Annotated in this window: 24 protein-coding genes; 13 read left to right on the forward strand and 11 right to left on the reverse strand. The window is 66.9% G+C overall.

All coding sequences use genetic code 11. The annotated features are described in order from the left end of the window. Position 1 precedes the first annotated feature (1 nt). The 5 genes from ASD90_RS19880 to ASD90_RS19900 are packed head-to-tail and all read right to left on the reverse strand — an operon-like array spanning position 2 to position 6,046. Positions 2–1,984 carry a type II secretion system F family protein gene (locus tag ASD90_RS19880; protein ID WP_056760206.1) on the reverse strand — a complete coding sequence of 661 codons (1,983 nt, stop codon included), beginning with the start codon at positions 1,982–1,984 and terminating at the stop codon, positions 2–4. After that, the gene (locus tag ASD90_RS19885) at positions 1,981–3,378 is read right to left on the reverse strand and encodes a CpaF family protein (RefSeq protein ID WP_056760208.1); all 1,398 of its coding nucleotides are present in this window, start codon (positions 3,376–3,378) and stop codon (positions 1,981–1,983) included. Before ASD90_RS19885 ends, ASD90_RS19880 begins: the two co-directional genes overlap by 4 nt. Next, a complete protein-coding gene (locus tag ASD90_RS19890; protein WP_056760210.1) occupies positions 3,375–4,547 on the reverse strand; it encodes an AAA family ATPase in 1,173 nt (390 codons plus the stop codon). Before ASD90_RS19890 ends, ASD90_RS19885 begins: the two co-directional genes overlap by 4 nt. Beyond that, a complete protein-coding gene (locus tag ASD90_RS19895; RefSeq protein WP_056760212.1) occupies positions 4,544–5,341 on the reverse strand; it encodes a Flp pilus assembly protein CpaB in 798 nt (265 codons plus the stop codon). The genes ASD90_RS19890 and ASD90_RS19895 overlap by 4 nt, the downstream gene beginning before the upstream one ends. A gap of 45 nt (positions 5,342–5,386) precedes the next feature. Next, a complete protein-coding gene (locus ASD90_RS19900; protein WP_056760214.1) occupies positions 5,387–6,046 on the reverse strand; it encodes a hypothetical protein in 660 nt (219 codons plus the stop codon). A gap of 211 nt (positions 6,047–6,257) precedes the next feature. On the opposite strand from ASD90_RS19900, the gene ASD90_RS19905 reads away from it, so the two are divergent. Then, positions 6,258–6,611 (forward strand): hypothetical protein, encoded by a 354-nt coding sequence (locus ASD90_RS19905; protein WP_056760216.1) that lies wholly within the window; start codon positions 6,258–6,260, stop codon positions 6,609–6,611. On the opposite strand, the gene ASD90_RS19910 is transcribed toward ASD90_RS19905, so the two are convergent. From ASD90_RS19910 to ASD90_RS19920, 3 genes are all read right to left on the reverse strand, one after another. After that, positions 6,592–6,999 carry a TadE/TadG family type IV pilus assembly protein gene (locus ASD90_RS19910; protein WP_056760219.1) on the reverse strand — a complete coding sequence of 136 codons (408 nt, stop codon included), beginning with the start codon at positions 6,997–6,999 and terminating at the stop codon, positions 6,592–6,594. The genes ASD90_RS19905 and ASD90_RS19910 overlap by 20 nt on opposite strands. Positions 7,000–7,068: 69 nt before the next feature. Then, complete coding sequence (locus tag ASD90_RS19915) at positions 7,069–7,239, reverse strand: Flp family type IVb pilin (RefSeq protein ID WP_056760221.1); 171 nt, start codon at positions 7,237–7,239, stop codon at positions 7,069–7,071. A 124-nt stretch (positions 7,240–7,363) separates the two neighbouring features. Beyond that, positions 7,364–7,534: a Flp family type IVb pilin gene (locus ASD90_RS19920; RefSeq protein ID WP_056760223.1), complete on the reverse strand. Its 171-nt coding sequence runs from the start codon at positions 7,532–7,534 to the stop codon at positions 7,364–7,366. Positions 7,535–7,860: 326 nt separating this feature from the next. On the opposite strand from ASD90_RS19920, the gene ASD90_RS19925 reads away from it, so the two are divergent. Together ASD90_RS19925 and ASD90_RS19930 are read left to right on the forward strand one after the other, a co-directional pair. Next, a complete protein-coding gene (locus ASD90_RS19925; protein WP_235506817.1) occupies positions 7,861–8,949 on the forward strand; it encodes a glycosyltransferase 87 family protein in 1,089 nt (362 codons plus the stop codon). Continuing rightward, the gene (locus tag ASD90_RS19930) at positions 8,946–10,340 is read left to right on the forward strand and encodes a hypothetical protein (protein WP_056760227.1); all 1,395 of its coding nucleotides are present in this window, start codon (positions 8,946–8,948) and stop codon (positions 10,338–10,340) included. The genes ASD90_RS19925 and ASD90_RS19930 overlap by 4 nt, the downstream gene beginning before the upstream one ends. Here ASD90_RS19930 and ASD90_RS19935 read toward each other — a convergent pair. Together ASD90_RS19935 and ASD90_RS19940 are read right to left on the reverse strand one after the other, a co-directional pair. Then, positions 10,332–11,465 carry an acyltransferase gene (locus ASD90_RS19935; RefSeq protein ID WP_162260228.1) on the reverse strand — a complete coding sequence of 378 codons (1,134 nt, stop codon included), beginning with the start codon at positions 11,463–11,465 and terminating at the stop codon, positions 10,332–10,334. The two genes, ASD90_RS19930 and ASD90_RS19935, sit on opposite strands and share 9 nt — an antisense overlap. Positions 11,466–11,646: 181 nt before the next feature. Next, complete coding sequence (locus ASD90_RS19940; protein ID WP_162260229.1) at positions 11,647–12,870, reverse strand: hypothetical protein; 1,224 nt, start codon at positions 12,868–12,870, stop codon at positions 11,647–11,649. 104 nt (positions 12,871–12,974) lie between these two features. On the opposite strand from ASD90_RS19940, the gene ASD90_RS19945 reads away from it, so the two are divergent. From ASD90_RS19945 to ASD90_RS23150, 7 genes are all read left to right on the forward strand, one after another. Next, positions 12,975–14,000 carry a glycosyltransferase family 2 protein gene (locus ASD90_RS19945; RefSeq protein ID WP_056760232.1) on the forward strand — a complete coding sequence of 342 codons (1,026 nt, stop codon included), beginning with the start codon at positions 12,975–12,977 and terminating at the stop codon, positions 13,998–14,000. Positions 14,001–14,026: 26 nt separating this feature from the next. Further along, complete coding sequence (locus ASD90_RS19950; protein ID WP_235506826.1) at positions 14,027–14,965, forward strand: glycosyltransferase; 939 nt, start codon at positions 14,027–14,029, stop codon at positions 14,963–14,965. Positions 14,966–15,084: 119 nt separating this feature from the next. Continuing rightward, complete coding sequence (locus ASD90_RS19955; protein ID WP_056760236.1) at positions 15,085–15,801, forward strand: glycosyltransferase family 2 protein; 717 nt, start codon at positions 15,085–15,087, stop codon at positions 15,799–15,801. Next, a complete protein-coding gene (locus ASD90_RS19960; RefSeq protein ID WP_056760238.1) occupies positions 15,798–16,172 on the forward strand; it encodes a DUF2304 domain-containing protein in 375 nt (124 codons plus the stop codon). Before ASD90_RS19955 ends, ASD90_RS19960 begins: the two co-directional genes overlap by 4 nt. 80 nt (positions 16,173–16,252) lie before the next feature. After that, complete coding sequence (locus tag ASD90_RS19965) at positions 16,253–17,614, forward strand: oligosaccharide flippase family protein (protein WP_056760239.1); 1,362 nt, start codon at positions 16,253–16,255, stop codon at positions 17,612–17,614. Positions 17,615–17,636: 22 nt separating this feature from the next. Then, on the forward strand, positions 17,637–18,740 hold the full coding sequence (locus ASD90_RS19970) for a DegT/DnrJ/EryC1/StrS aminotransferase family protein (protein WP_056760241.1): 1,104 nt from the start codon (positions 17,637–17,639) through the stop codon (positions 18,738–18,740). A gap of 27 nt (positions 18,741–18,767) precedes the next feature. Next, positions 18,768–19,484, forward strand: coding sequence for a class I SAM-dependent methyltransferase (locus tag ASD90_RS23150; protein ID WP_162260230.1), 717 nt, complete (start codon positions 18,768–18,770; stop codon positions 19,482–19,484). Between the two features lie 31 nt (positions 19,485–19,515). Here the strand turns inward: ASD90_RS23150 and ASD90_RS19975 are convergent, their stop codons facing one another. Further along, positions 19,516–19,752, reverse strand: coding sequence for a hypothetical protein (locus tag ASD90_RS19975; RefSeq protein WP_056760243.1), 237 nt, complete (start codon positions 19,750–19,752; stop codon positions 19,516–19,518). Between the two features lie 322 nt (positions 19,753–20,074). Between ASD90_RS19975 and nhaA the strand changes: the two genes are divergently transcribed. The 3 genes from nhaA (at position 20,075) to ASD90_RS19990 (ending at position 23,033) form a co-directional block, all read left to right on the forward strand. Then, on the forward strand, positions 20,075–21,448 hold the full coding sequence (nhaA, locus tag ASD90_RS19980; RefSeq protein ID WP_056760245.1) for a Na+/H+ antiporter NhaA: 1,374 nt from the start codon (positions 20,075–20,077) through the stop codon (positions 21,446–21,448). A 99-nt stretch (positions 21,449–21,547) separates the two neighbouring features. Beyond that, positions 21,548–22,099 (forward strand): phage holin family protein, encoded by a 552-nt coding sequence (locus ASD90_RS19985; protein ID WP_056760247.1) that lies wholly within the window; start codon positions 21,548–21,550, stop codon positions 22,097–22,099. A 22-nt stretch (positions 22,100–22,121) separates the two neighbouring features. After that, on the forward strand, positions 22,122–23,033 hold the full coding sequence (locus tag ASD90_RS19990) for an alpha/beta fold hydrolase (RefSeq protein ID WP_056760249.1): 912 nt from the start codon (positions 22,122–22,124) through the stop codon (positions 23,031–23,033).

A 23,033-nucleotide genomic window follows, 5' to 3' on the forward strand; every position in this document is an offset into this window, starting at 1 on the left:
GTCACACCTCGATCTTGACGACTTGGCGCATCCAGAGGATGCCGACACCGAGCGCGACCAGCCCGCCCACGCTCATGACGAGGCCCACAGTCGTCGTCCACAGCAGGCTGACGTACCCGTAGTTCACCCGCGTCATGTAGATGAAGATGAAGATGGGCAGCGCGATGAGGATGTAGGCGGAGAGGCGACCTTCGGCCGAGAGCGTCGACACCTGTCGTTGGAGCGACTCGCGTTCGCGGAGCGTGCCGGCCGTCGTGCGGAGTGTCTCAGCCAGGTTGCCGCCGACCTCACGCTGGATGCGGATCGCCATGACGGTCCAGTGCATCGACGTGCTCTCCATGCGCGTGGCGACTCGCTCGAGAGCATCGGAGATGTCGGTGCCGATCCGGGTCTCGGCAAGCGCTCGGCTGAACTCCTTGCCCGCCGGCTCCGCCGCGTCACGGGCGACCGCATCGAGTGCCTGCGGCAGACCGAAACCGCTGCGGAGGCTCGTGGAGATGAGGAGCAGGATCTGTGGCAGCTGGGCCTCGAACTTCCGCGACCGGCGCGAAGCAGCAAAACGCAGACCGACGGGCATGAGGATCAGTCCGAGGACCCCACCGAGGATGAGCCCGAGGACCTTGGCGTTACCGACGAGCACCATTCCGAGTGCCACCCCCACGATGACGGCGACGACACGCAGGATGAGCCACTCACCGGCACGGAAGGGCAGGTCGGCGCGCTCGATGAGAGCCATCGTCTTGCTCGTGGACTTCCGGTCCTTCATGACCCGGTCACCCATGTCGAGCAGCTGCGCCGCGATGGTGCTCTGGGCTGCCTTGATCTCCTGCCGCGAGAGGGCGACGCTGTCACCGACGACGTAGGAGCCGATCGAGGCGATCCGACGCTCGCGCTTGGTCTGGAGCGTCGGCATGAGCGACGTCGACAGCAGGACGAACAGGGCAAGGGCAAGCAGTCCACCGGCGATGTAGGGCGTCCGGTCGGTGAAGGTGACCGGTCCGATGCCCGCGGCCTGGGGAGCAGGGGCGGCAGGTCCCGGCGTGGCCGACGGTGTCGGCGAGGGCGCTGCAACCGGTGCACCGAAGGTGGCCTGACGGCTGAACCCGAAAGCGGTGGTGCCGGCAACTCCCGACACGTCGAACTGGTGGAGTCCCGACAGCGACTTGGGGATCGCGGTCGAGAACTGGACCTGACGGTTGAGCGCCCGGGCCGATGCGGCGAACGCTGCCGAGACACCAGCCGTGTTGTCGGCCCCGACGACGGTTCCGCCGTTGGTGTCGGCGAAGGCCTTGAGCGCGCCCGTGGCGTCCGGGTCGTTGGTCTTGAAGCGCACGACGTCGACCCGGATGTCGCCGGCCTTGAGCTTGGCGACGGTGTTCTTGAGGGCCAGCGCCTTGTTGTCGGCAGTGGTGTCGGCTCCGTCGCTGAGCAGGACGATGCTGCGGTCACCACTCCCCCCGAGCACCGCAGCGGCGCTCTGCATCCCGGCATACAGGCTGGTGTCGCCGCGCGAGTCGAGGCCGTTGATGACGCGCTGCGCGGCCGCGCGGTCGAGCGTAGGGGCGAGGTCGACGCCGGCGGTGTTGGCGAACGACGCGACGCCGACCTTGACGTCGGCCGGCACGGTCTTGAGGTAGGTGGCGGCAGCCTTGCGGACGGTCGACATGCCTTGGGATCCCATGGAGCCACTGGTGTCGATGACGAGCATCGCCTTGCGGTCCAGCTTCGCGGCCTGCTTGACCGTGGCCGGGAACTCCTGACCGTCGACCTTCACCTTCAGCGACGCAGGGTCGACCTGGACGTCGACCTTGCTGCTCAGTGTGATGACGCCGGTCAGCGTCGAACCTGAGCTGGTCGAGGTCGCCTTGACGCTGCTCAGGCCGACCGACACGTCGGCCGCCTGCGCGACGCCTGCCGGCAGGACCACGAGTCCGACCGCGAGGGCGGTCAGGGCGGTGACGAGGCGACGAGTCGTGCCGCTCACAGAACCGACCGCGCGAAGAGTGAGACAGGCAGCTCGACACCGACATCGGCCAGGTCGGCGGTGAACTTCGGACGGATGCCGGTCGGCACAAGGCTGCCGAGGAATCGACCGTTCTCGTCGCGGCCAGCCCCGTAGTTGAAGGTGAAGATGTCCTGGAGGGTGATGACGTCGGACTCCATGCCGACGACCTCGGAGATCGCGACGATGCGACGTGTGCCGTCCTTGAGGCGTGACTGCTGGACGATGAGGTCGACGGCGCCTGCCACCTGCTCGCGGATGGCGCGCACGGGCAGGTCGACACCGGCCATGAGGACCATCGTCTCGAGACGCGCGAGGCTGTCTCGAGCGGTGTTGGCGTGGACCGTGGTGATCGAGCCATCGTGGCCGGTGTTCATGGCTTGGAGCATGTCGAGCGCGGCGCCGTCTCGGATCTCACCGACGATGATGCGGTCGGGGCGCATGCGCAGGGTGTTCTTGACGAGCTCGCGGATGGAGACGAGTCCGCGGCCCTCGATGTTGGCCGGTCGGGCCTCGAGGCGCAGCACGTGCTGCTGCTGGAGCTGGAGCTCGGCGGCGTCCTCGATCGTGACGATCCGCTCGTCGTTCGGCAGGAAGGAGCTGATGACGTTGAGCGTCGTCGTCTTGCCCGAGCCAGTGCCGCCGCTGATGATGATGTTGCGGCGGCCCTTGACGCAGGCGTCGAGGAAGTCACGGACGTTCTCGGTCATCGTGCCGAACGAGATGAGGTCGCGGTCGGTGAACGGGTCGGCCGAGAACTTGCGGATCGTCAACATCGACCCGTCGAGAGCGATCGGCGGCACGACCGCGTTGACACGCGAGCCGTCAGGCAGGCGCGCGTCGACCATCGGGCTGGACTCGTCGACGCGACGACCGACGCGACCCACGATCTTGTCGATGGTGCGGCGCAGGTGGGTCTCGTCGGAGAAGCGCGCGTCGACGGGGTAGATCTTGCCCGCGCGCTCGATGTAGATGTCCTCGGCGCCGTTGACCATGATCTCGGAGACCTCTGCGTCGCGCAGGTAGGGCTCGAGGGGGCCGTGGCCGAGGATGTCGTCGGAGACGTCCTGGGCGATGCGGGTGCGGTCGGCGTGCGAGAGCGGGGTCTGCTCGGAGTCGATGACCTCCTGCAGCGTGGTGCGCACCTGCGTGGCGAGCTCGCCCTCGCTGAGGTTGGGGTCATAGAGACGAGGGCCCAACGACGCCACGAGCGCCTGGTGGACGCGCTCCTTGACGCCGGCGAAGGGGTCGACACCGCGGCGACGCACGGGCACCGCACCGTTGGTGATGCGGATCTGGCTGCCGTTGGTCGGTGCCGGCTCGTTGATGTGGCTGGACTGACGGGCCCGTTCCAGGCGGTCGGCGAGGTTGCTCATTTCTTTCCTCCGAACAGCCCGAAGCTGCGCTTGGCGCCGTTCTGCAGGTCCTCGCCGAATCGGCGTCGGATCTCGTGGTCGGCGAGGTCGCGGATCGCGAGCGACACCGGGTTGCGCGGGTCGTCGAGGACGAGCGCGACGCCGCGGTTGACCGACGCCGGCACCGTGAGGCTGTTGGGGACGTTGGCCGAGATGGGCGCTTTCAGGGCGGCCTCGACGTCGTCGGGCTTGAGCCCCACCTTGGCGTCGGAGCGGTTGAGCACGATGGTCCGGGCCTCCCTCGACGCGCCGAGCGTGTCGAGCGTGTTGATCGCGATCCGGAGGTTCTTCACGGCCGGGATGTCGAGTGTCGCGATGAGGATGGTGAGGTCGCTGACGTCGAAGGCCGCGAGTACGTGCTCGGTGAAGGACGGCGGCGTGTCCACGATGACGTAGTCGTACTGTCCGCGGGCGACGCGGAGCAGCTCGATGACGACGTGTGACGGGACGCGGTCGGCGTCGGCCGGGTCGGCAGGCGCCGCGATGACGTCGAGACCGCTCTCCTCGTGACGAGTCACGACGGACTGCACGCCCTGGTCGTCGAGGTGCCCGCTCATCGCGACGACGTCGCGCACCGAGCCGTGCGGCTGGAGCTGGAGGCTGATCGCGACGTCGCCGAACATCAGGTCGAGGTCGACGAGCAGGGTCTTGGCCCCCACGGAGGCGAGGTAGACCGCGAGGTTCGTCGACATCGTCGTCTTGCCGACGCCGCCCTTGGCGCTGAAGACGGTGATGATCTTGCCGTCACGGCCACCTACGTTGGTGCCGTGGCCGGTCAGCTGCTGGGTCAGCGCCACCGAGCGGCGGACCGCGTCGGCCAGCGCCGTCTGGTCGTCGGCCTGGACCACCTCGCGGACGCCGCTGCGCAGGGCCTGGGCGAGGGCGGTCACGTCGAGGCGGTGACGGAGCAGGATGACGCCGAGCTCGGGCCGGTCGATGCGCTCCCGCTCGGCGAGCTCGCACGCCGAGTCGAGGTCGATGTCGGGACCGATGACGACGAGCGACTGGTTGCGGTCCTCCTCGAGGGCGCGGCTGACGCGGGGCGCCGAGTTGAGGTGGACCGCGTCACCGCCGAGCGCGAAGCGGTAGGTGTCGACCGCGGCCGGGTCGTAGTCCCACAGGATGGTCATGGGCCGGCCACCGCGTCTCGTAGCTGGAGGTCGGTGACCTCGAGCTTCGGATCGACCTTCACGTCGGAGCCACGTAGGGCACCGTAGAGCTGGCGGTTGTTGATGCCGTGGATCAGGACCGGCGCATCGGCCGGCTTGATCGCAACGGTGACGAGGTAGTTGCCGCTGGCACCTGCCGCCGTGGCCGGCTGCCCCTCGGCGGGCGGCGCCGCAGCCTGCCCGGCTAGGGGCGCGTCACCCATCGCGATGACGAGCACGTCCGGCAGCAGCAGGCTCGTTCCGTGGATGTCGTTCTCGTTGAGGATCTTCGCCTCGGGCGTGTCCTTGAGGTCCTTGATCTTGTACGACTGGTAGAGCGCGATGTGTGAGCCCGGAGTGACGAACTTGCCGACCCGGGCGGGGTCCGTGAGGGACAGAGAAACGGCGAGCATCCCGGACGGGACCTCGATCGCCTTGGTGCCCTGTGGCGTCGCGCCGAAGCGAGCGGCGAGGAGGTACTCCCCGGCCGGGATGTCAGACGTGGCAAGGAGCGCGTTGTTGTCCGCGTTGATCTCCTGGAGCGCTCCGGCCGGCACGGCCTTGGAGCTGACGGAGGTCTGTGCGATGAGACCGGTCCGCTGGGCGTCCTTGAGGGTCGTGCCGGCGGGAACGGGTTGCTGGGACACCCACACCGGCGCCGGTGACGCTTCCGCGATGGCCCGCGCGTCGGCGTTGCGGGCGTAGCTGATGACAAGCAAGCCGCCGCCGATGGCGAGTGCGAGTGCAACGACGATGGCGAGAATACGACGGTTCATGCGGAGATGCCCCCAGAGAAGGTGTTCATGGTGTTGCGTTGATGATCAGCCGGCGGGTGCCACGAGGACCGCGCCGAACGAGTTGCCGGGCGTTGGCGGGACGATGGTTCCGGAGCCGGTGAGCGTGCCGGTGACGTACCAGCCGGAGAGGCAGCGGTCGCCGCCGCTGCAGGGGACGACGCCGCTGCGGAGGCTGGCCGCCTCCTGGGAGCCACCGACCTTGTAGCCGGAGAGGTAGAACTTGGCCCAGCCGACGACGTGGTACCAGGACTTCGCGCCACCAGCACCCGCGCCGGTGCAGTCGGGGTAGCCGGAGATCGGACCCGTGGGCTGGGTCAGCTGCTTGACGAGGCAGTCGAAGATCGGGAGCTCGACGACCTTTCCCTGGAGAGCAGCGATGGCCGCGTAACAGTTGGGCGGTGGCGAGCTACCCGTGTCGATCGAGGCCCATCCGTTGATGCTGACGACGGCGGCACAGTTGCCGGTCGAGTCGTCCACGTAGCCGAACCCACCAGCCGTGTCCTTGCCGTTGATGGCGCAGGGGACTGTCGTCGTGCTCTTGAGGTAGATCGTGATCTCGGACGAGGCCGCGGGCCACGGGGTCTGTCCCGCGGCAGTGCCATATCCGGGAGCGGGCCCGGCCGGTCCGGTCTGGTAGACCGTGCCGTCGGAGGTGTTGTTCTTCCACTCGCACTCGGACACCACGATGGGGACCTGGGCTGTGTAGTCGCCGGGCGACCCCCACGCAGCGCGGGCACAGGCCGGCACCGGTCGGGAAGCGCCCGCCCCTATCGCGCCACCGAAAGGCGTGCTCGCCGAGTTGGAGGTGCGAACCTCCACATAGGGCAGCAGGGCGGTCGCCGTAGAGGCTGGCAGACACGCACCGAGGTCGCTCGTGACCCCGGCTGCACACGTCGTGGAGATCGGGACCAGCAAGGGGGACGCCTGGGCCACTGTCGAGGCACAGGCAGAGTCGACCGTAGCTCCGGTCGAGTTTGCACCGGCCAAGCTCGCGAGCGCCGTCGTCGCGTTGGCCGTCGAGCAGATGGTTGCGTCCTTCTTGGCACATGCGACGGCCAGAGACATCACCGCGGCGTCAGAGGAGTTCTGCACGGAACGGCGCTGGGACGCGACCGAGCCGAGGTCAGCGGTGATGGCAAGCATCCCGATCACCACCCCGCAGCTGACGAGGACCGTGACGATGATGGCGGCCGCACCCCGATCGGGACGCATGGATCGCCGCACTCGTTTCAACCACCGCATTGCATGACTCCCGTCGCTCGGATGGTGCCGTCCGCAAGCGAGCCGCCGATGATGCGCATGGCGGGGCCCAGGACGATCCACTGGAACGGCCGCGAAACTGCCACCGTGGCTCGCAGTGTGGAGTTGGCGGATGGGCAGTAGACGGGCGTCACCGTTGCGTCAGAGATCCCGGGAAGCGCCGCGGCTACACGAGCTGCGACCTCGGTCGTCGGCGCGGGCGTTGAACCCAACGGCAGCACCACCGCGGCCCGAGCACCTTCTCGGGCGGCATTGGACAGCTCGATCTGTGCGAAATAGGCGCGACCGAAGTCGACGATCCCGGCGAGGACGAGGAACAACACAGGCAGGACGATCGCGAACTCCACCGCGGACGCGCCGCGCTCAGTTCTGGCCATGCCAGATCCCCCTCCCCAAAGTTGTGTGGTGCCGTCCGTGGCCCCCCGGCGTGGACGTCGTACTAAGTATCAGATCTGAGTGGCGACGTTGTTGAACGTCGTCGACAGGTTGTTCCCGAGCAGTGAGACGGCGGCGATGATCACGACAGCGATCAGGGCGACCATCAGGCCGTACTCGACAGCCGTGGCGCCACGCTCGGAGGCGAGTCGGCTCTGGATCTTGGCAGCAAGCTTGGTCATGTCTTTCTCTCCCTGGTGATGAGGCGCTACGCCCGAACTAACGGAGTTGGAGCTCGTAGGACCCCTCCACGAGCGAGTCACGGGTGCGACGCCGTCCCCCCGGCGGCGCACCCGTGGTCGATGCTCAGACCTTGGTGGCGACGTTGTTGAACGTCGTCGACAGGTTGTTGCCGAGAAGGGAGACAGCGGCGATGATCACGACAGCGATCAGGGCGACCATCAGGCCGTACTCGACGGCGGTCGCGCCGCGCTCCTTGTTGAGCAGCGTCTGGACCTTGGCAGCAATCTTGGTCATGGTAAAGGGTTCCTCCCAGTGATGCAGGGCCACCCGAATGTGCCCCCCGCTGATCGGAAGAGTAGGCGGGCGTTCGAAGCCTGTCCTGAAAATGCTTGAAGTTCACAACGCCTTCTGAAAATGCGCCTTTCGGACACCCGCAGATGGCACGGTTGGAGCGGTCGTCCACAGGCCGGCTTCCGGGCCGGAGACCGGATGAGGACACCGGCGACAGGACCACAAGAAGCGACACCCGAAGGAGATGGATGCCCACCGACGGCAGCGTGGCCGCACCCGCGAGAGGCCTGCGTCGACAGCCAGGCATCGCGCTCGTGGTCGCATGGATGGTGGTGCTGGCCGCGCTGTGTGTTCGCTGGAACGCCTCTGTCACATGGAATTTCGTCGATCTCACAGACTTCTACTACGGCGGCGTCTCCGTTCTCGACGGTGTGGACATCTACGCCTCGCGGCCCGGAGTCCTGGCCTTCAACTACCCGCCCTTCGCCGCTGTCGCATTCGTCCCCCTGGCCGCCATCGGGCTGTCGGCGTCAAAGATCGCCTTCACCGCGGCCACCCTGATCGCCTACAGCGTGTGTCTCATCGCCGTCAGGAAGGCCGTCGGCGCCCGGTGGGACATCACGATCCTGCTCGGGGCCGCCGGCCTTGCCCTCGAGCCCGTTGTCCGGACGCTGGTTCTCGGCCAGATCGGCGTCATCCTCATGGCGCTCGTCCTGGCGGACTGCTTCCTGATGCCGGCGCGCTTCCGCGGCCTGCTCGTGGGCATCGCGGCGGGGATCAAGCTCACGCCTGCCCTCTTCGTCGTCTACTTCCTCCTCCGGCGTGACTGGCGTGCCGCAGCCATCGCGCCAGCGGCCGGCGCTGCGACCGTCGCCGTCGGCTGGCTTGCAGCGCCTGCCTCTTCGCAGGGCTACTGGCTGGGCGGTTTCGACAAGTTCGACCGCTTCGGCGATCTGGCGTTCTCTCCGGTGAACCAGTCGGTGCGGTCGTTCGTCTCGCGCGCTGCACCAGAAGCTGCCCCCGCGGTGATGTGGGCCGCGATCGCCGCCGCCGCTGTGCTTGCCCTGGCCGCAGCCGTCCTCCAGGCGCGCCGTGACCATTGGGCAGGCGTCGGGCTGAGCCTGGCGGGGGCGACGTTGCTCCTGTCTCCCATCTCCTGGACGCATCACTGGGTCTGGGTCGTGCCCACGCTCGTGGCCCTCGTCCACGCACGGCACCTCATCGCTGCAGGCTTCATGGCGCTGGTGTTCTACGTGGCCCCGATGTGGGCGATCCCGGAGACCGGACCGCTGACCGCGATCCAGCTGCTCCTCGCCTACGCCTACCTTTGGGTCGCCATCGCTCTGCTGACGGCCTCCGCCGCCAGCGCCCTGGCCCTCCGGCGACGCTCGGACCCGACTGAGATCGGCGCATCATGACCAAGGCCGAGACACGCGAGCGCACGACCAGCACAGGCGAGTCCGGACCCATCCCGATCGCCGTGCTGGTCGCGCTCGGCACTGCTGCGTGCGTCGTCGCCTGGGTTTCGGTGGTGGGCTCCGACTCACTGTGGCTGAGTGCCCTGGGTGACACGATCCGCGCCGATCGCCAGATCCCCGTGGGCGTGCCCTTCGCGGCTGCGCCGTCCGGCGAGTGGGTCAACACGACGGCACTCGGGCAGCTCGTCTTCTCCGTCCTCTACCTCGGCGGCAGCATCGGCATCGTCGCCGCTCAGGTTGTCGCGGTCACCTGGACCTTGTGGCTCCTCGTCACCGAGGCCGGGCAGCGCGGATCGCGGGCGCTCGGGACCGTGTCGGCGCTGCTGCTCGTCTTGGTCGGTGGCGCCGCGCCCCTGCTGATCGCGCGGGCGCAGCTTCTGTCCCTCGTGCCCTACGCCGCCCTGCTCGTGCTCGTTCGCCGCGAGCACGATCGCCCGTCGCGGTTGATCTGGATGGCCGTTCCGCTCATCGCCCTGTGGGGCAACCTCCACGGTGCGGTGCTGGTCGGTGTCGCCGTCCTCGGCTGCTACCTGGCCTTCTCGCGGCTGCGCCGCGACCCCTGGACGGCCGTCGGGGTGGGATTCGCCGCACTCGCTGCCGCGTGCCTCAACCCGGGTCTCCTCCGAGCGCCGCGGTACTACATCGGTGTCTTCACCGGCGCTGCGACCAGCGACGACTCAGGCATGTGGAGCCGGCTGAGCCTGTCGAACATCTTCGACGTCCTGCTCCTTGTCGCGTCGATCTGCCTGGGCTACATGGCATTTCGTCGCCGCCGACCCCTTTGGGAGTATGCCGCGGCGTTGGGTCTCGCCGGAGCGACGGTCCTCGCTGCCCGCCACGGCATCTGGCTGATGCTGATCCTGCTCGTCCCTGCAGCGCTGAGCATGCCGTCGCGTGGCGACGCAGCCGCATCGGAGGCCCCATCCACACTCGCGCGTGCGGCCACCATCGTTGCCTGCGTCGTCGTCGCAGCCTGCCTGCTCGGGGTCCGGGCTCCCACGTTCCGCGCGGCCGACGCAGAAGCAGCACGGCTCGCCGATGCCACGCGCGGGGAGGTCGTGCTGGTCGCCGAGCCCCTTGCCGAGTCGATGGCAGCAGCCGGCACCACCGTGTGGGTGAGCAACCCGCTCGACGCGTTCGACCACGCCGACCAGACGGCATACCTCGCGTTCATGAACGGCGACGCGGCAGGTGCCGCACGCGCGCTCGCCCAAGCGGAGGTCGTCGTGGCGTTGCCCGGCTCCGCGCAGGCCGCTGCCGCGCAGGCTACTGGCCTGACCCAGGGGACCAAGGTCGGGACCTACGCCCTGTTCAGGCGCAGCTCAGGGTAGGGGTGTCGAGCTGGACAGCGGGGGGACGCGGCTTCCGTGCGAACTCGTGCTGGCAGTGCTGGCTGCAGGCCGCCTAACCCTCGTGACCAGGCGCCGCCGAGCCCACAGCTCGACGGGGCGCTCGTAGAGCGAGTAGACCAGCCATGAGCTGGTAATGATGAGGGCCACGACCGCGACACCGACGACGAACGCTGGTGCACCACGCAACCCGTGGACGTGATCATGAAGCGCCGCCAGGATCACGCCGTGAACCAGGTACAGAGCAAAGGACCACTGCCCCAGGGCGACTGCACGACGGGACGCAAAGAGGGACCGTCCCCCGTCGAGTTCGTGACCTGCAAACGCCGCGATGAGCAGGCCGAACGGCAGGACCATGATCGCCGAGAACAGCCACATCTGTTGCGCACCAGTCCGGCCGGCTGTCTGGACAACCAGGACCAGGAGGTAGGTCGAGATGACCAGAGCGGCCGCCGCGATGGGGCGCACACCCACGCGCCACCCCTGTCGGACAGCCAGGGCGATCAGGATGCCGACCGCGAAGTCAGTGAGCCGGAACAGCGGTACGTGGTAGAGGTACTCCCCCAACGACGGCCACAGACCGCTCGCCAGCACGCCAAGGCCCAGGGTGCAGGCAATGATGCCGACCGCCCACCTGATGGGGTGCATGGCCCGTTGCAGGACGGCGAACAGCAAGGGGAAGCAGGCATAGAAGAAGACCTCGCAGGAGAGCGACCACGAGGCGCCGACGAACGACAGGTGGACGGCCGCATCCGGAGACCAGGCCTGGACGAGGGCGAGGTTGAAGGGAAGGGCCGACCAGTCCAGCCCTGACCTCAGAAGCATCAGCAGCATTGCGAGCGCCGTCAGCGCATGTAGGGGGTAGATCCTGGCCGCTCTGCGCCCATAGAACTCGGATATGCGTGACGTCGAGGTCCATCCGTAGGCGAGCACGAAGCCGCTGAGGACGAAGAAGAAGGTGACCCCGACGTAGCCGGCCTGGGCGACATACACGATCCCCAGCAGTCCCGGCAAGGCCAAAGGCAGATGGTGAAGGAGGACCACAGCCGCCGCGACGAAACGCAGGCCTGTGAGCGCCTTCAACTGCACCGGCTTCACCACCGACACAACCCACCCCCCCGGTGCCTGATCAGGTGCGCCGGTACGGCGCCGCCTGCGCGGCAAGGTACTGCGGCGGGAGATCCCAGAACTTGGCATTGGAGGGGATTCGCATGAATCTCGTGGCGCAATTACCTACAAAGAGGCCCATAAGGTGCATGTGAGCGGAGTGAGTCATCCGGGCGTGAGGTCAGGGCCCGGGCCGGGAGTCGTCGGTCCAGACGACGAGCATGGTGCTGACGTACCAGCGCTGGCACAGCAGGAGCAGCACGAGCAAAGCAGCGACCCACAGGAGCGTGTGGCGCGTCATGGTGCGTGGGGTCCCGGCCATCATCACGGGCAGGGTCGGCGTGAGCAGCAGGTAGCGGAAGACCGCGGGAAGGAACGGGGTCAGCGCGAAGAGATAGGCGGGATAGGCCACCGACCAGGCGCGCAGCTCAGGTGCCCAGACGCGAGCCCGGGGACTCAGCATGAACGCCGTCAGCAGCAGGACGACGACTGCGATGAACACGGGACCGCCGACGCCGACCAGGTGGTAGGTGTCCTCGAACCATCCGAGGTAGAGGCTGCGCTGCCCCGAGCTCCGCTCCATCCCAGCCTGTGGCCCGATGAACACGGAGGCCAGGAGCATCCATGCCACGACGCCGAACACTGTGCAGAAGGCTACGACCGCAATGCCGAGGGCGTCCTTTGGACGTGTCTTCCAGAAGGGGCCCTCACGTCGATAGCGCAGCCATGCATGCACGACCACGGCGAGCAGAAGTGGCAGCGTGACGATCCGGGTCATCGAGAGAGCCAAGACTGCGACAGCAGCCCATCCGTAACGTCGATCGACAAGAAGGTTGAGGGCCGCCATCAGGAAGAAGAGCGCCAGTGACTCGCTGTAGGCCACCTGCAGGAGCGGGGCGGCCACCCAGAAGGACGAGAAGAGGACCGTCACTGACGCCAGGAACTGACCGCCTGTCCGGGCCACGAGCCGATACATGAGCACCATGGCTGCCGCGCCGGCGAGACAGCTGACGATGGTCGCCGCCACCGGGAAAGACAGTGACGTGATCATCATGACCAGGCGAACGATCATGGGGTACGCCGGCGGAAAGGCCCACGCCCACAGGGTGTCCCACACCTCCTGAGGACTGGCTCCAGGCGACGGGTGCTGATAGCCGTCCGTGGCGATCTGCCGGTACCACTGCCCGTCCCAGTTCGAGACGACACCCAGGTAGCCAGGGTCGGCCGGTGACGGCTCGTAGACGTAGTAGTCGTCGCGGGCCTGCGACAAGGCGACTTGGTGGCTCGCCGACAGGAAGATGAAGAGGGTGTCGACGAGTCGGGAGGCGGTGAAGATCGCCAGGGGGATGAGGAACCACCGTCGCCCCAAGTGCCTTGCCGCCGCCTCCTGAAGGCGGCTCCCCACCTGGACCATGGTCGACGTTTCCTCTCGCGTGCGGACCGCTCGGGCTACCCTGCCACTCAGGAATGCGTTATGTCGTGCTTTTGTCGAAGTAGTCCCGGGGTGGAATGAACGTCCGAGCGTCCATCGTCATTGTGGGCTTCGGCGCCGAAGAGTTCCTCGAGGACTGTCTGGACGCCGCCCAAGGCGTCGCCGCCTCCGAGGACGAGATCCTGCTCGTGGACAACGGCATTGACCACGCCGACAAGCGCCGGGTCGACTGGCCGGATCGCATCCGGGTCCTGCGACCAGGCACCAACCTCGGCTTTGCTGGTGGCGTGAACCACGCCGTTGCGGAGAGCTTCGGCGAGTTCGTGGTCCTGCTCAACTCGGACGCGATCGTCCGCGCAGGCGCGATCGACGCGCTGCTCTCGGCTTCAGATGCGACCCCGGCGACGATCGCAACGGGGTGTCTCCGTCTGGCCGAAGCCCCGGACCTGGTGAACTCCGCGGGCAACCCGATGCACTTCACCGGGGTGTGCTGGGCTGGTGGCTACGGCGAACCGGCGTCGAGCCACGCCGAGCGGCGACATGTGGCGACCGCGAGCGGCGGATTCATGGCGATCCGCCGCACGGCGTGGGATGACTTACAGGGGTTCAACGAGGCCTATTTCGCCTATCACGAGGACGCGGAGCTGAGCGCACGCGTGTGGCTCATGGGCGGCCAGGTTGTCTTCGTCCCAGATGCCGTGGCCCTGCATCACTACGACTTCTCACGCAACGCGCGCAAGATGTACCTGCTGGAGCGCAACCGCTTGATCACCGTGCTCACCGTCTATCCGAGCGGCCTTCGCCGCCGGGTTCTGCCCGCTCTGGCTTTGTCCGAGCTCGGCCTGCTGGCCGTCGCGGCGCGAGAGGGATGGCTTGCGAACAAGACGGATGCCTACCGCTGGTTGTGGGAGCACCGCCGCGACCTGCGGCGGCGCCGGGCCGCCGTCCAACACACCTGGGTCCGCGACCCCGATGCCCTCACGCCGCTGCTGGCCTCGCGGATCGAGCCTGCGATGATCGACCACCCACCGCTTCTGAAGGTCGCCAACGCCGGGATGAGCGCGTACTGGCGTCTGATGCGGCCCCGAACGAGCGCCCGATGAGACTTCACGGTCAAGGCGCCATCCTTATGGGGGTCTACCGGCCGGACCCCGCCCTGCTAGAGCGCCAAATCATCTCGATCGCAGGCCAATCCGTGTGGGATTGGACCTGCACGATCGCTGTTGATGACACATTGCCTGAGAGCGTGGCTTTGGTGGAACAGTTCGTCGCTGGGGACGCCAGGTTCGTGATCGTGAAACGCGAGGAGAACCTCGGCGCCTACCTCAACTACGAGCATTTGATCGGTGGTGTCGACAAGGAACAGACTTGGGTTGCAATCGCCGATCAGGACGACTATTGGTATCCAAACAAGCTTGAGACCCTCCTTCGCTCGCTAGAGAATACTGGTGCGCCTGCAATCGTCGGCCGTGCGATGGTTAAGGACTCGTACGGCAGGGTTTACGGAGTTACTCGTCGTCGACCCGGAGACCTGATATCGCTACTCCTTCTCAATCAGGTAAGCGGCGGGCTAATGATCATGCGCGGCGAAGTCGCCCGGACTGCGGTTCCGTTCCCGCCAGAAATACCACGCGCGCTGCCCGATCACTGGCTTGCCGTTTGGGCCTCGACATGGGGTCACATCAACTTCAGCGACGAAGTAATTCAGGACTACCTGCAACACCCCGGCAACTTGGTCGGCGAAGCGTCCCTGCCACCGCTAATTGGCACGACACGCAAGGCCGTGCGCGACTCGAGCATCGTCCGCAGTCTCGTCGTCGACACTTGGCGCTGGCGGGTCGCCATGGCGGCAACGCTTCTCGACCGCGTCCCCGATGCCCACAGCTCTGCTGACCTCCTGTCGATCGGACACGGGGGCCTATCCCTCCCGCTGCTCAGGACCGTGACTGCCCGCCTCGTGCGACGAGACACACCGATTCGCGTCGCGGCTGCGCTCCTGCTGGGAGCGGCAGCAGACAGGTGGAGACCAATCTGCGCCTGGGTTACACGAGTTTTCCCGTTCCGCTGACAGGTTCGCAACACGACGGCACCATGCAAGCAGCGGCGCCAAGGGACCAAACCGCACCCATCACCTCCGGGGATCCAGTGGTTATCAGCCAACGTCAAGACCATGAGTACGCCGGCCGGATGCGCCGGACTCTTGTGGTGGTGCCTGCCTTCAACGAAGAGGCCGCGATCGGTGGCGTCCTGCAGGAGATCCGCTCGGCCTTGCCTCACTGTGACGTCGTGGTTGTTGATGATGGGTCGACGGACACAACGTCCCAGGTCGCCGCCGAGCACGCGACCGTGGCGAGGCTTCCCTTCAACCTCGGGGTCGGGGGCGCTATGCGAACCGGCTTCAAGTACGCAGCTCTCCATGGCTACGACGCAGTGGTACAGATTGACGCCGATGGCCAGCACGACCCCCGCCAGGCAGCCGCTCTCCTTGCCCAACTGGACGTGACTGATGTTGTCATCGGCTCCCGGTTTGGACCGGATTCCGATTACCTTGTTCCACGCCACCGGAAGGCGGCAATGCGGCTGCTAGCCACCGTCGTGAGCCGCGTCGCCATGACCCCATTGACCGATGCCACCTCCGGCTTCAGGGCACACTCTCGACGAGCCATCCACGTCTTTGCACAACACTATCCCTGCGAGTATTTGGGGGACACCGTCGAGTCTCTGGCTATCGCACGTAAGTCCGGGCTGTCCGTTAGCGAGGTCAGTGTCACCATGCGTGCTCGTGTCACTGGACGGGCAAGCCAGGGATCCGTGTCGTCAACCCGATACGTGGCCCGGGTGCTCTTAACGACGGCGCTCGGAGTGGTCCGCCGTTGGCCCGTGACCGGACAGCTCCCGTCATGATTGAAGGCTTTGGCGTCGCTCTTGTCGGAGCTGTCGTGGTTGTCGGCGTCATCTTCGAGATGTTGCGACGACGCTACGTTCGAGGCCGGTTTGCAATTGTCTGGCTCGTCGTAGCGGGCGCAACGATCATTCTTGCGGTGGCTCCCGGCCTCCTCGAGTGGGCGGCGGGCATCGTCGGCGTCCGAGTCCCCCTCAATCTACTCTTCTTTGTAGGCTTTCTCGGACTAATGCTCATCATCATTCAGTTGACCGCTGCAATCGGAAGACTTGAGCAGCGTACTCGCGCACTGGCAGAGCAGGTCGCGCTCATGGACGCGCAGCGGAAGGAGCTTTCGCCGAACTCACTGGATGGTGACGGGCCGGCAAAGTGACCGGTATCCATAACCTGCGGTTGGCGTACCAACGTGCACCCGCGCTCATCAGCATGGGCGTTGGAACTGGACTCGTCCTAGTGCTCGGCGCCGCCAGGATGAAGATTGTCGCCGTCAACCTCGGGGCAACCGGCTTAGGCGAGTTGGGGCTTCTCGTGACTGGTGTCGGGGCCGTTGCCACGACGCTCGGGCTCGGCCTGGGAACCGGTGCGGTTGTGCCCCTGGCCTCGAGCGCGGCTGACGCGTCCCGCCACCAATCCGTACTTTCTGCTCTCCGCTGGAGCACCTGGGTACTTTCGTTGGCCGGGGGAGCCCTCTCATACCTCGGCTGGATGGCATTCGGGCCGACCTTCATGGAGGCGACCAAGACCGAAATAGCCTTTGCCTTCGCTGTGGCAGTGGCCGCGACGATCTTGGCCTCGCGCTTTACGGCCATCCTCAGCGGCTCATCCTCGTATGTTTTGCTCGCTGTGGCCCAAGTCGGAGCCGGCTTGGTCGCCACTTTGTTTTTGTGGTCCGCACGCGACGCATCTGCTGCAAGGGTACTTCAGGTGGCGATATCCGCGCCCGCGGTCTCTCTGTTGGTCATATGCGCCACGGCGGCCCGACATGCGATGCAAAGCGCTCGCGAGCGTCACGACACGGTCGGCCCGAACTGGCTACCTGAGCTTCGGGGCATGTTGGGCCTAGGCGCTGCGGTCGCTGTTTCGGCCGTCCTCATGAACTCCAGCCAGTTTTTTGCTACGGCCTGGATCGCGACCCGGGTAGGAGGAACCGAGGCGGGGATCTTCCAAGGAACGTGGGCGATCGCCGCGCTGTACCTGGCATTTGTACTCGCCGCTCTCAACGCCGACTTCCTGCCACGCCTTTCCCATCTGCGCTCGAGCGCAACCCGACAGTCAAGGGCGGCAGCAAAGGAGATCGAGAGACTGCTCATCGTCACGACGCCCCTCATTCTTGCGCTCTCAGCCTGTGCCCCCTGGGTGCTCGCCCTGCTCTACTCAGGGGACTTCGCCTCCGGGGGCACAATGCTGCGATGGTTCCTGATCGGTGACCTTTTCAAAGTCATGGCGTGGCCTCTGTCATACGTCTTGCTCGCTCGGGCGTTGAAGACCGCCTACATCCTCAGCGAGCTCGCTTGGAGCGCCACCTTCGTCGTGATGGTCGTGTTGCTGGTTCCGCTGGGCGTGGACTTGGCGGGCATGGCGTACGCGATGGCCAACATCGTGTTCTTCGCGCAGCTCGCGATCCGCACTCGCTATTGTCCTAGTACGCACCTAATTGTTCCCGTCCTCGCGACAGGATGCGCCCTTGGAGCGGCAGCCATCTTCTCTGAGGCGGAGTCCGTCTCCCCACTGGCACTGATCGCGGCGGGTGTCGCCGCTATCTACTCTGCAGTCCGCCTCTTTAAGGAACGAGATGTCAGGTCGCACACAGGCTGACCACGGCAGGGGACTAGCCCCCGTGCGATTTCAGCGCCCCATTCTCCCCTCTCTCCATGAAGCGCAGGGCTACTGGCAGTCCGCAGAGCGCGAGCAGTGGTTCTCCAACGACGGCCAGCTGGTGCGCCAGTTCGGATCGAAACTCGGCCAGTTCGTCGGCGAAGACATCCATGCCGTCCCGGTCGCCAACGCCACGATGGGGCTCCTCCTTGCGCTGCGAGCCTCGACGCAGGCACCTCCGGGACACGCTGTCGTCCTGCCCAGCTATACCTTCGCAGCGACGGGGACTGTTGTGAAATGGGCTGGTTACGAGCCGGTCTTCGTCGACGTTGACCGAGAACACTGGCATGCGGATCCAGACTCCATGCGGGAAGCCCTGGAAGGCACTCAGAAGGTGGCCGCACTCATGCCCTGTTCGACATACGGTTCAGCCCCTCCCCCGGAGGTCGTGCGCGAGTGGGCTGCATTGGCCGAGGAGTTCAGTCTGCCTCTCATCGTCGACTCCGCGGCCGGGTTCGGCTCGGTGGATAGCGAAGGAGTGAGGCTGGGCCGCAACGGCGACGCCGAGGTCTTCTCTTTCCACGCCACGAAGCCTTTTGCCATTGGGGAGGGAGGAGCGGTTCTTACAAAGGACGAGGAACTAGCGGACCGGGTTCGCCGTCTTTCAAACTTCGGGTTCGGCCCCGATCGCGTCGTGGAGGAAGAACCCGGGCTGAACGCGAAGATGGATGAACTGCATGCTGCCTTGGGGCTGGTGGTCCTTGAGACCTACCTCGACGTACTGAAGCGTCGTCGGGAATACGCCGACACGCTCATTCGGGACTTCGCGACCCAGGGCTACGCATTTCAAGCTGGAGCCGACTCCTCCGCACGCCAGTTTCTCCCGGCGCTGAGCAGCAGCACAAATGCCCGGAATGCCCTGCTTTCGCGGGCACGAAGTCGGCACGTTGAACTGAGGACCTACTTCTCCGACCCACTGCACCAAATGCCGGCGTTTGCAACAGCGGGACGCACGGGCGTCCCTCTGCCAGTCACTCATGAACTCGCGTCACGGGTGATCTGTCTTCCGGTTTACTCGCAGATGGACGCGAGCGTCCTGGCTCGCATCGGCTCCCTAGCCAGCTGACCGATACACCAATCGACTGGAGCACACGTGCTGAACTGGTTGCTGCGCTATCAGCCCGCGATCAATATCCTGGATGAGTTCAACGCAGATGGAGTCCTGGATGTCGGCGCCGGGTGGCACGGGGTCACTCGCTGGTGGCCACACCCAGCGGTGCAGACCGATATCCAGTTCGGAGGCGCCCCCCACAAGGTGCAGCGGCGCGGAGTCGCTGAGCTGGTACGCGCATCCGCCGACTGCCTACCATTTGAGGACGACGCCTTCGACTTCGCCATCAGCTTGGACATGGTAGAACACCTCCCCTCGTCAATCCGATCAGAGTCGATCCACGAACTCACACGGGTCGCCAGACGTGGGGTAGTGATCGGGTACCCAGTGGGGGAGGAAGCGCGTCGCGTGGACGAGACCCTGGCGCGGATCGTTCGTGCGACTCGAAGACCGCTGCCGGACTGGCTGGACGAGCATCTAGCGCAGGACGCGTATCCAGATGAGACGACTCTGCTGCGAGCACTTCCAACTACTTGGTCGATCAGCCGGACCATTGCTGTGGGCAACACGACGCTGCAAAAGGCCGTCGTACTGGCGGACATGGCCCCTGGCCTGTCGACCCTCGCCGCCGCGATTGAGCAACGACTAGCGACCAGGGGCAGCACACCCGCTCGTCTCAACCGCGGCAGGACCTATCGCACGGTATGGCTGCTCGAGCCCAACAATGGCCTCCAAGATCATGCGCCGGCACCATCATGAGTGGCCTGCAACATACGTGCCGAGGCATCGATCAGTGCGTCGATCGATGGCGCCGGTGAAGCCATGAGGACCTGCGAGGTGACGCGGTGGACGCTCGACGGGCTTCATCCTCGCGCAGCTGCTGCAGCATCGTCTTGGGCTTGGGCGGCGGCCAGTCCTGTGCGCGCGGGTCCTTGGTGTCCATGTAGTACTCGGTCCACCCGTAGTCGTCGCGGTAGCGCAGCGTGCCGTCGCCGACGTAGTACCAACCTGCTGGCTTGTCACTCATCGCCAAACCCCCAAAGATCACTCACCCGTGCGGGAACCCCCTCCCGAAGCACAATCTACGGGCCTCAACCGGTCGCAAACCACAGATGTCTAATTAGTCCGATTAACCGTGGCGCAGCGTGTTCCGATCGTGAGAGCCGCTCGGGCGGCCCCTATCGACGGTCGCCTGTCGCGATGTGGCATCCGGCTCCCGGGACACGGCCCGGGCCGCTCGCGCCCTCTCGCTAGAATCGAAGCGGCTCACGGCGACGATGCGAGTGGCCATGGTGTGCCGGGAAGTCTGGTCGGCGACCCATGACCCATCCCCTGAAGGGACCCCCAAGGTGAGCGACCCGCACCCTACCGCGACTCCCCCGACGCCGGCCGGAGGCGGCACCGGCAACAAGCTCCTCGGCCGCGGCAGCTGGCACGAAGCTCGCTTTGTCGCCGACGCGCTTCGGGCCGAGACCGTCGGCGGCGCGATCCTCTTGGCCGCTGCGGTCGCTGCCCTCGTGTGGGCGAACTCGCCGTGGCGCGACGGCTACGCCGCCCTGCGCGACACCGTCATCGGCCCGCACGCCCTGCACCTGGACCTGTCGCTGGGGACGTGGGCGGCCGACGGCCTGCTCGCCGTGTTCTTCCTCGTCGCGGGCATCGAGCTCAAGCGTGAGTTCGTCGCCGGCGACCTGTCCGACCGTCGCAAGGCCGCCCTCCCGATCGCGGCAGCGGTCTGCGGTGTCGCGCTGCCCGCGATCCTGTTCGTCGTCACGGCCACGCTGATGAGCCGAGGCGACAGCGCGAGCGAGCTCAGCGGCATACTCCGTGGCTGGGCCATCCCGACGGCCACCGACATCGCGTTCGCGCTGGCGGTGCTCGCCGTCATCGGCACGCACCTGCCGAGCGCCCTGCGCTCGTTCCTGCTGACGCTCGCGGTCGTCGACGACCTCATCGCCATCACGATCATCGCCGTCTTCTACACCGACACGGTCAGCTTCCTCTGGCTTCTCGCCGCGGTCGTCCCCCTGGCCGCCTGGCGCCTGCTCCTCAAGCGCAAGATCACCAACCCGCTCGTCCTCGCGATCCCGGCCCTGCTCGCGTGGGTCTTCGTCCACTCGAGCGGCGTCCACGCCACGGTGGCCGGCGTCCTGCTCGGCCTGCTCGTGCCCGTCAACCGCGAGGTCGAGGACGACCCGGACCGGCACTCACTGGCCGAGCGGATCGAGCACAAGATCCGGCCGTTCTCCGCGGGCTTCGCGGTGCCCGTCTTCGCGTTCTTCGCTGCCGGCGTCACCGTCGTGGGCGGCGGGTTCGGCTCAGCTCTCGGCGACGCGGCCGCAGTCGGCGTCGTCGTCGGGCTCGTCGTGGGCAAGACGGTCGGCGTCCTCGGGGGCACGTGGGCGGTCGCCCGGTTCACGCGCGCCGAGCTCGACGAGGACCTGGCCTGGACCGACGTCCTGGGCCTCTCCATGCTCTCGGGGGTCGGTTTCACGGTCAGCCTGCTTGTCGGCGAACTCGCATTCGGCAACGGCTCGGAGCGTGACGACCACGTGAAGCTCGCGGTTCTCTGCGGCAGTCTCATCGCCGCGGTGCTCTCGAGCGTCGTGCTGCGGGTGCGCAATCGGCACTACCGGCTCGTCGAGGTCCGTGAGACCGCGGACCGTGACAACGACGGCGTGCCGGACGTCTACGAGACCGAGGGACGACTCGATCCGGCGTGATGGTGCCTGCCCTGCACGTTCGGGTAGGGACTGCGCAGTAGGGTTGCATCTGGTAGGCGCGACCGCGCAGTCACCGACGATCACCGAGGAAGTGAGCCGATGAGCACGGATCCCCGGCAGGAGCGGACACTCGGCCAGCTGGTCGCGTCCGCCACACAGGACATCTCGGCACTGGTTCGCAGCGAGATCGCCCTGGCCAAGGCTGAGGTCTCGGTGCAGGTCAAGAAGGCCGGCGTGGGCGGTGGCCTGCTCGCCGGAGCGGCCGTCATCGTCTTCTACTCCGTCTACTTCCTCTTCACGACGATCGCAGAAGGCCTCCAGGCGGCGGGCGTGCCGCGCTGGGCCAGCTTTCTCATCGTCACCGTCTTCATGCTGCTCGTCGCCGCCGTCCTCGGCTACCTCGGCGTGCGGAAGATGAAGACCGTCGACCCGACGCCGGCGAAGACGATCGCCGAGGCGCAGGGGACGATCGAGGCGATCAAGTCGGCGGTCGAGCACCCGGGCACCACTGTCCCGGCCCCGCGCCCCGAGTGGGACCGCCCGGGCCTTCCGGCCGCGGTGCCCGCCGACGCACCGGCCACCCCCGCTGCGCCCACGTCGTCGAGCAACGGGACCGCTCCCGGCACGCCCGACCCGTCTCGCGACGCCTGACCCGGGGCTCCTGACCGCACCCATGTCCGTCGACGCTGCCTTCGTCAACATCGACGGCCCCTGGGAGCACCGCTACGTCTCCGCCAACGGGGCGCGCTTCCACGTCGCCGAGATGGGCGACGGACCGCTGGTGCTCATGCTCCACGGCTTCCCGCAGTTCTGGTACGCGTGGCGCCACCAGATGGTCGCCCTGGCCGACGCCGGCTACCACGTCGCCGCGATGGACCTCCGCGGCTACGGCGGGTCCGACAAGCCACCGCGCGGCTACGACACGTACATGGCGACCCTCGACACCGCGAGCGTCATCCGCGCCCTCGGTGAGAAGGACGCCGTCGTCATGGGCCAGGGGCTCGGCGGCTGGATCGCGTGGTGCATGCCGACCCTGCGACCCGACGTGACGCGCGCCATCGCGTCCCTGTCGATGCCGCACCCGCGGATCATGCGGCACGCGACGTGGTCCAACCCCAAGCAGCGCCGGGCCTCGTCGTGGATCGCCGGGCTGCAGAAGCCCTTCTCCCCCGAGCGCGAGATGGCGAAGTCGCACGCCTACGTCGAGGACGTCCTCCGCTCGTGGGCCTCGCCCTTCGGCACGTTCCCCGCGGCCGAGGACGTCTCCCGCTACGGCGACGCGATGATGATCCCCTTCGTCGCCCACTCGGCCGCGGAGCACTACCGCTGGCTCGGCCGGTCGTCGGTGCGCCCGGACGGCCCGATCTTCATGCGTCGCATCCGGCACGCAGTCCGCGTCCCGGTCCTCCAGCTGCAGGGCACCGACGACGGATGCGTCATCGCCCCCGCCACCCACGGGTCGGGAGCCTTCGTGCCCGGCGACTACCGCCACGTCAAGGTCCCCGGTGCCGGGCACTTCCTCACCGAGGAGGCCCCCGACCAGGTCAACGCCGCCCTCCTCACCTGGCTGGGTTCCCTTGCCTGA

The sequence above is a fragment of the Terrabacter sp. Root181 genome (genome assembly GCF_001428505.1).
In the GTDB taxonomy this organism is placed as follows: domain Bacteria; phylum Actinomycetota; class Actinomycetes; order Actinomycetales; family Dermatophilaceae; genus Terrabacter.

Excerpts from the sequence above, each read along its gene's own strand:
- ASD90_RS19885 (WP_056760208.1), bottom strand. The coding sequence starts at position 3,378 with ATGAGCAACCTCGCCGACCGCCTGGAACGGGCCCGTCAGTCCAGCCAC.
- ASD90_RS19890 (WP_056760210.1), bottom strand. The coding sequence starts at position 4,547 with ATGACCATCCTGTGGGACTACGACCCGGCCGCGGTCGACACCTACCGC.
- ASD90_RS19895 (WP_056760212.1), bottom strand. The coding sequence starts at position 5,341 with ATGAACCGTCGTATTCTCGCCATCGTCGTTGCACTCGCACTCGCCATC.
- ASD90_RS19910 (WP_056760219.1), bottom strand. The coding sequence starts at position 6,999 with ATGGCCAGAACTGAGCGCGGCGCGTCCGCGGTGGAGTTCGCGATCGTC.
- ASD90_RS19915 (WP_056760221.1), bottom strand. The coding sequence starts at position 7,239 with ATGACCAAGCTTGCTGCCAAGATCCAGAGCCGACTCGCCTCCGAGCGT.
- ASD90_RS19920 (WP_056760223.1), bottom strand. The coding sequence starts at position 7,534 with ATGACCAAGATTGCTGCCAAGGTCCAGACGCTGCTCAACAAGGAGCGC.
- ASD90_RS19930 (WP_056760227.1), top strand. The coding sequence starts at position 8,946 with ATGACCAAGGCCGAGACACGCGAGCGCACGACCAGCACAGGCGAGTCC.
- ASD90_RS19945 (WP_056760232.1), top strand. The coding sequence starts at position 12,975 with ATGAACGTCCGAGCGTCCATCGTCATTGTGGGCTTCGGCGCCGAAGAG.
- ASD90_RS19950 (WP_235506826.1), top strand. The coding sequence starts at position 14,027 with ATGGGGGTCTACCGGCCGGACCCCGCCCTGCTAGAGCGCCAAATCATC.
- ASD90_RS19955 (WP_056760236.1), top strand. The coding sequence starts at position 15,085 with ATGCGCCGGACTCTTGTGGTGGTGCCTGCCTTCAACGAAGAGGCCGCG.
- ASD90_RS19960 (WP_056760238.1), top strand. The coding sequence starts at position 15,798 with ATGATTGAAGGCTTTGGCGTCGCTCTTGTCGGAGCTGTCGTGGTTGTC.
- ASD90_RS19975 (WP_056760243.1), bottom strand. The coding sequence starts at position 19,752 with ATGAGTGACAAGCCAGCAGGTTGGTACTACGTCGGCGACGGCACGCTG.
- ASD90_RS19985 (WP_056760247.1), top strand. The coding sequence starts at position 21,548 with ATGAGCACGGATCCCCGGCAGGAGCGGACACTCGGCCAGCTGGTCGCG.
- ASD90_RS19990 (WP_056760249.1), top strand. The coding sequence starts at position 22,122 with ATGTCCGTCGACGCTGCCTTCGTCAACATCGACGGCCCCTGGGAGCAC.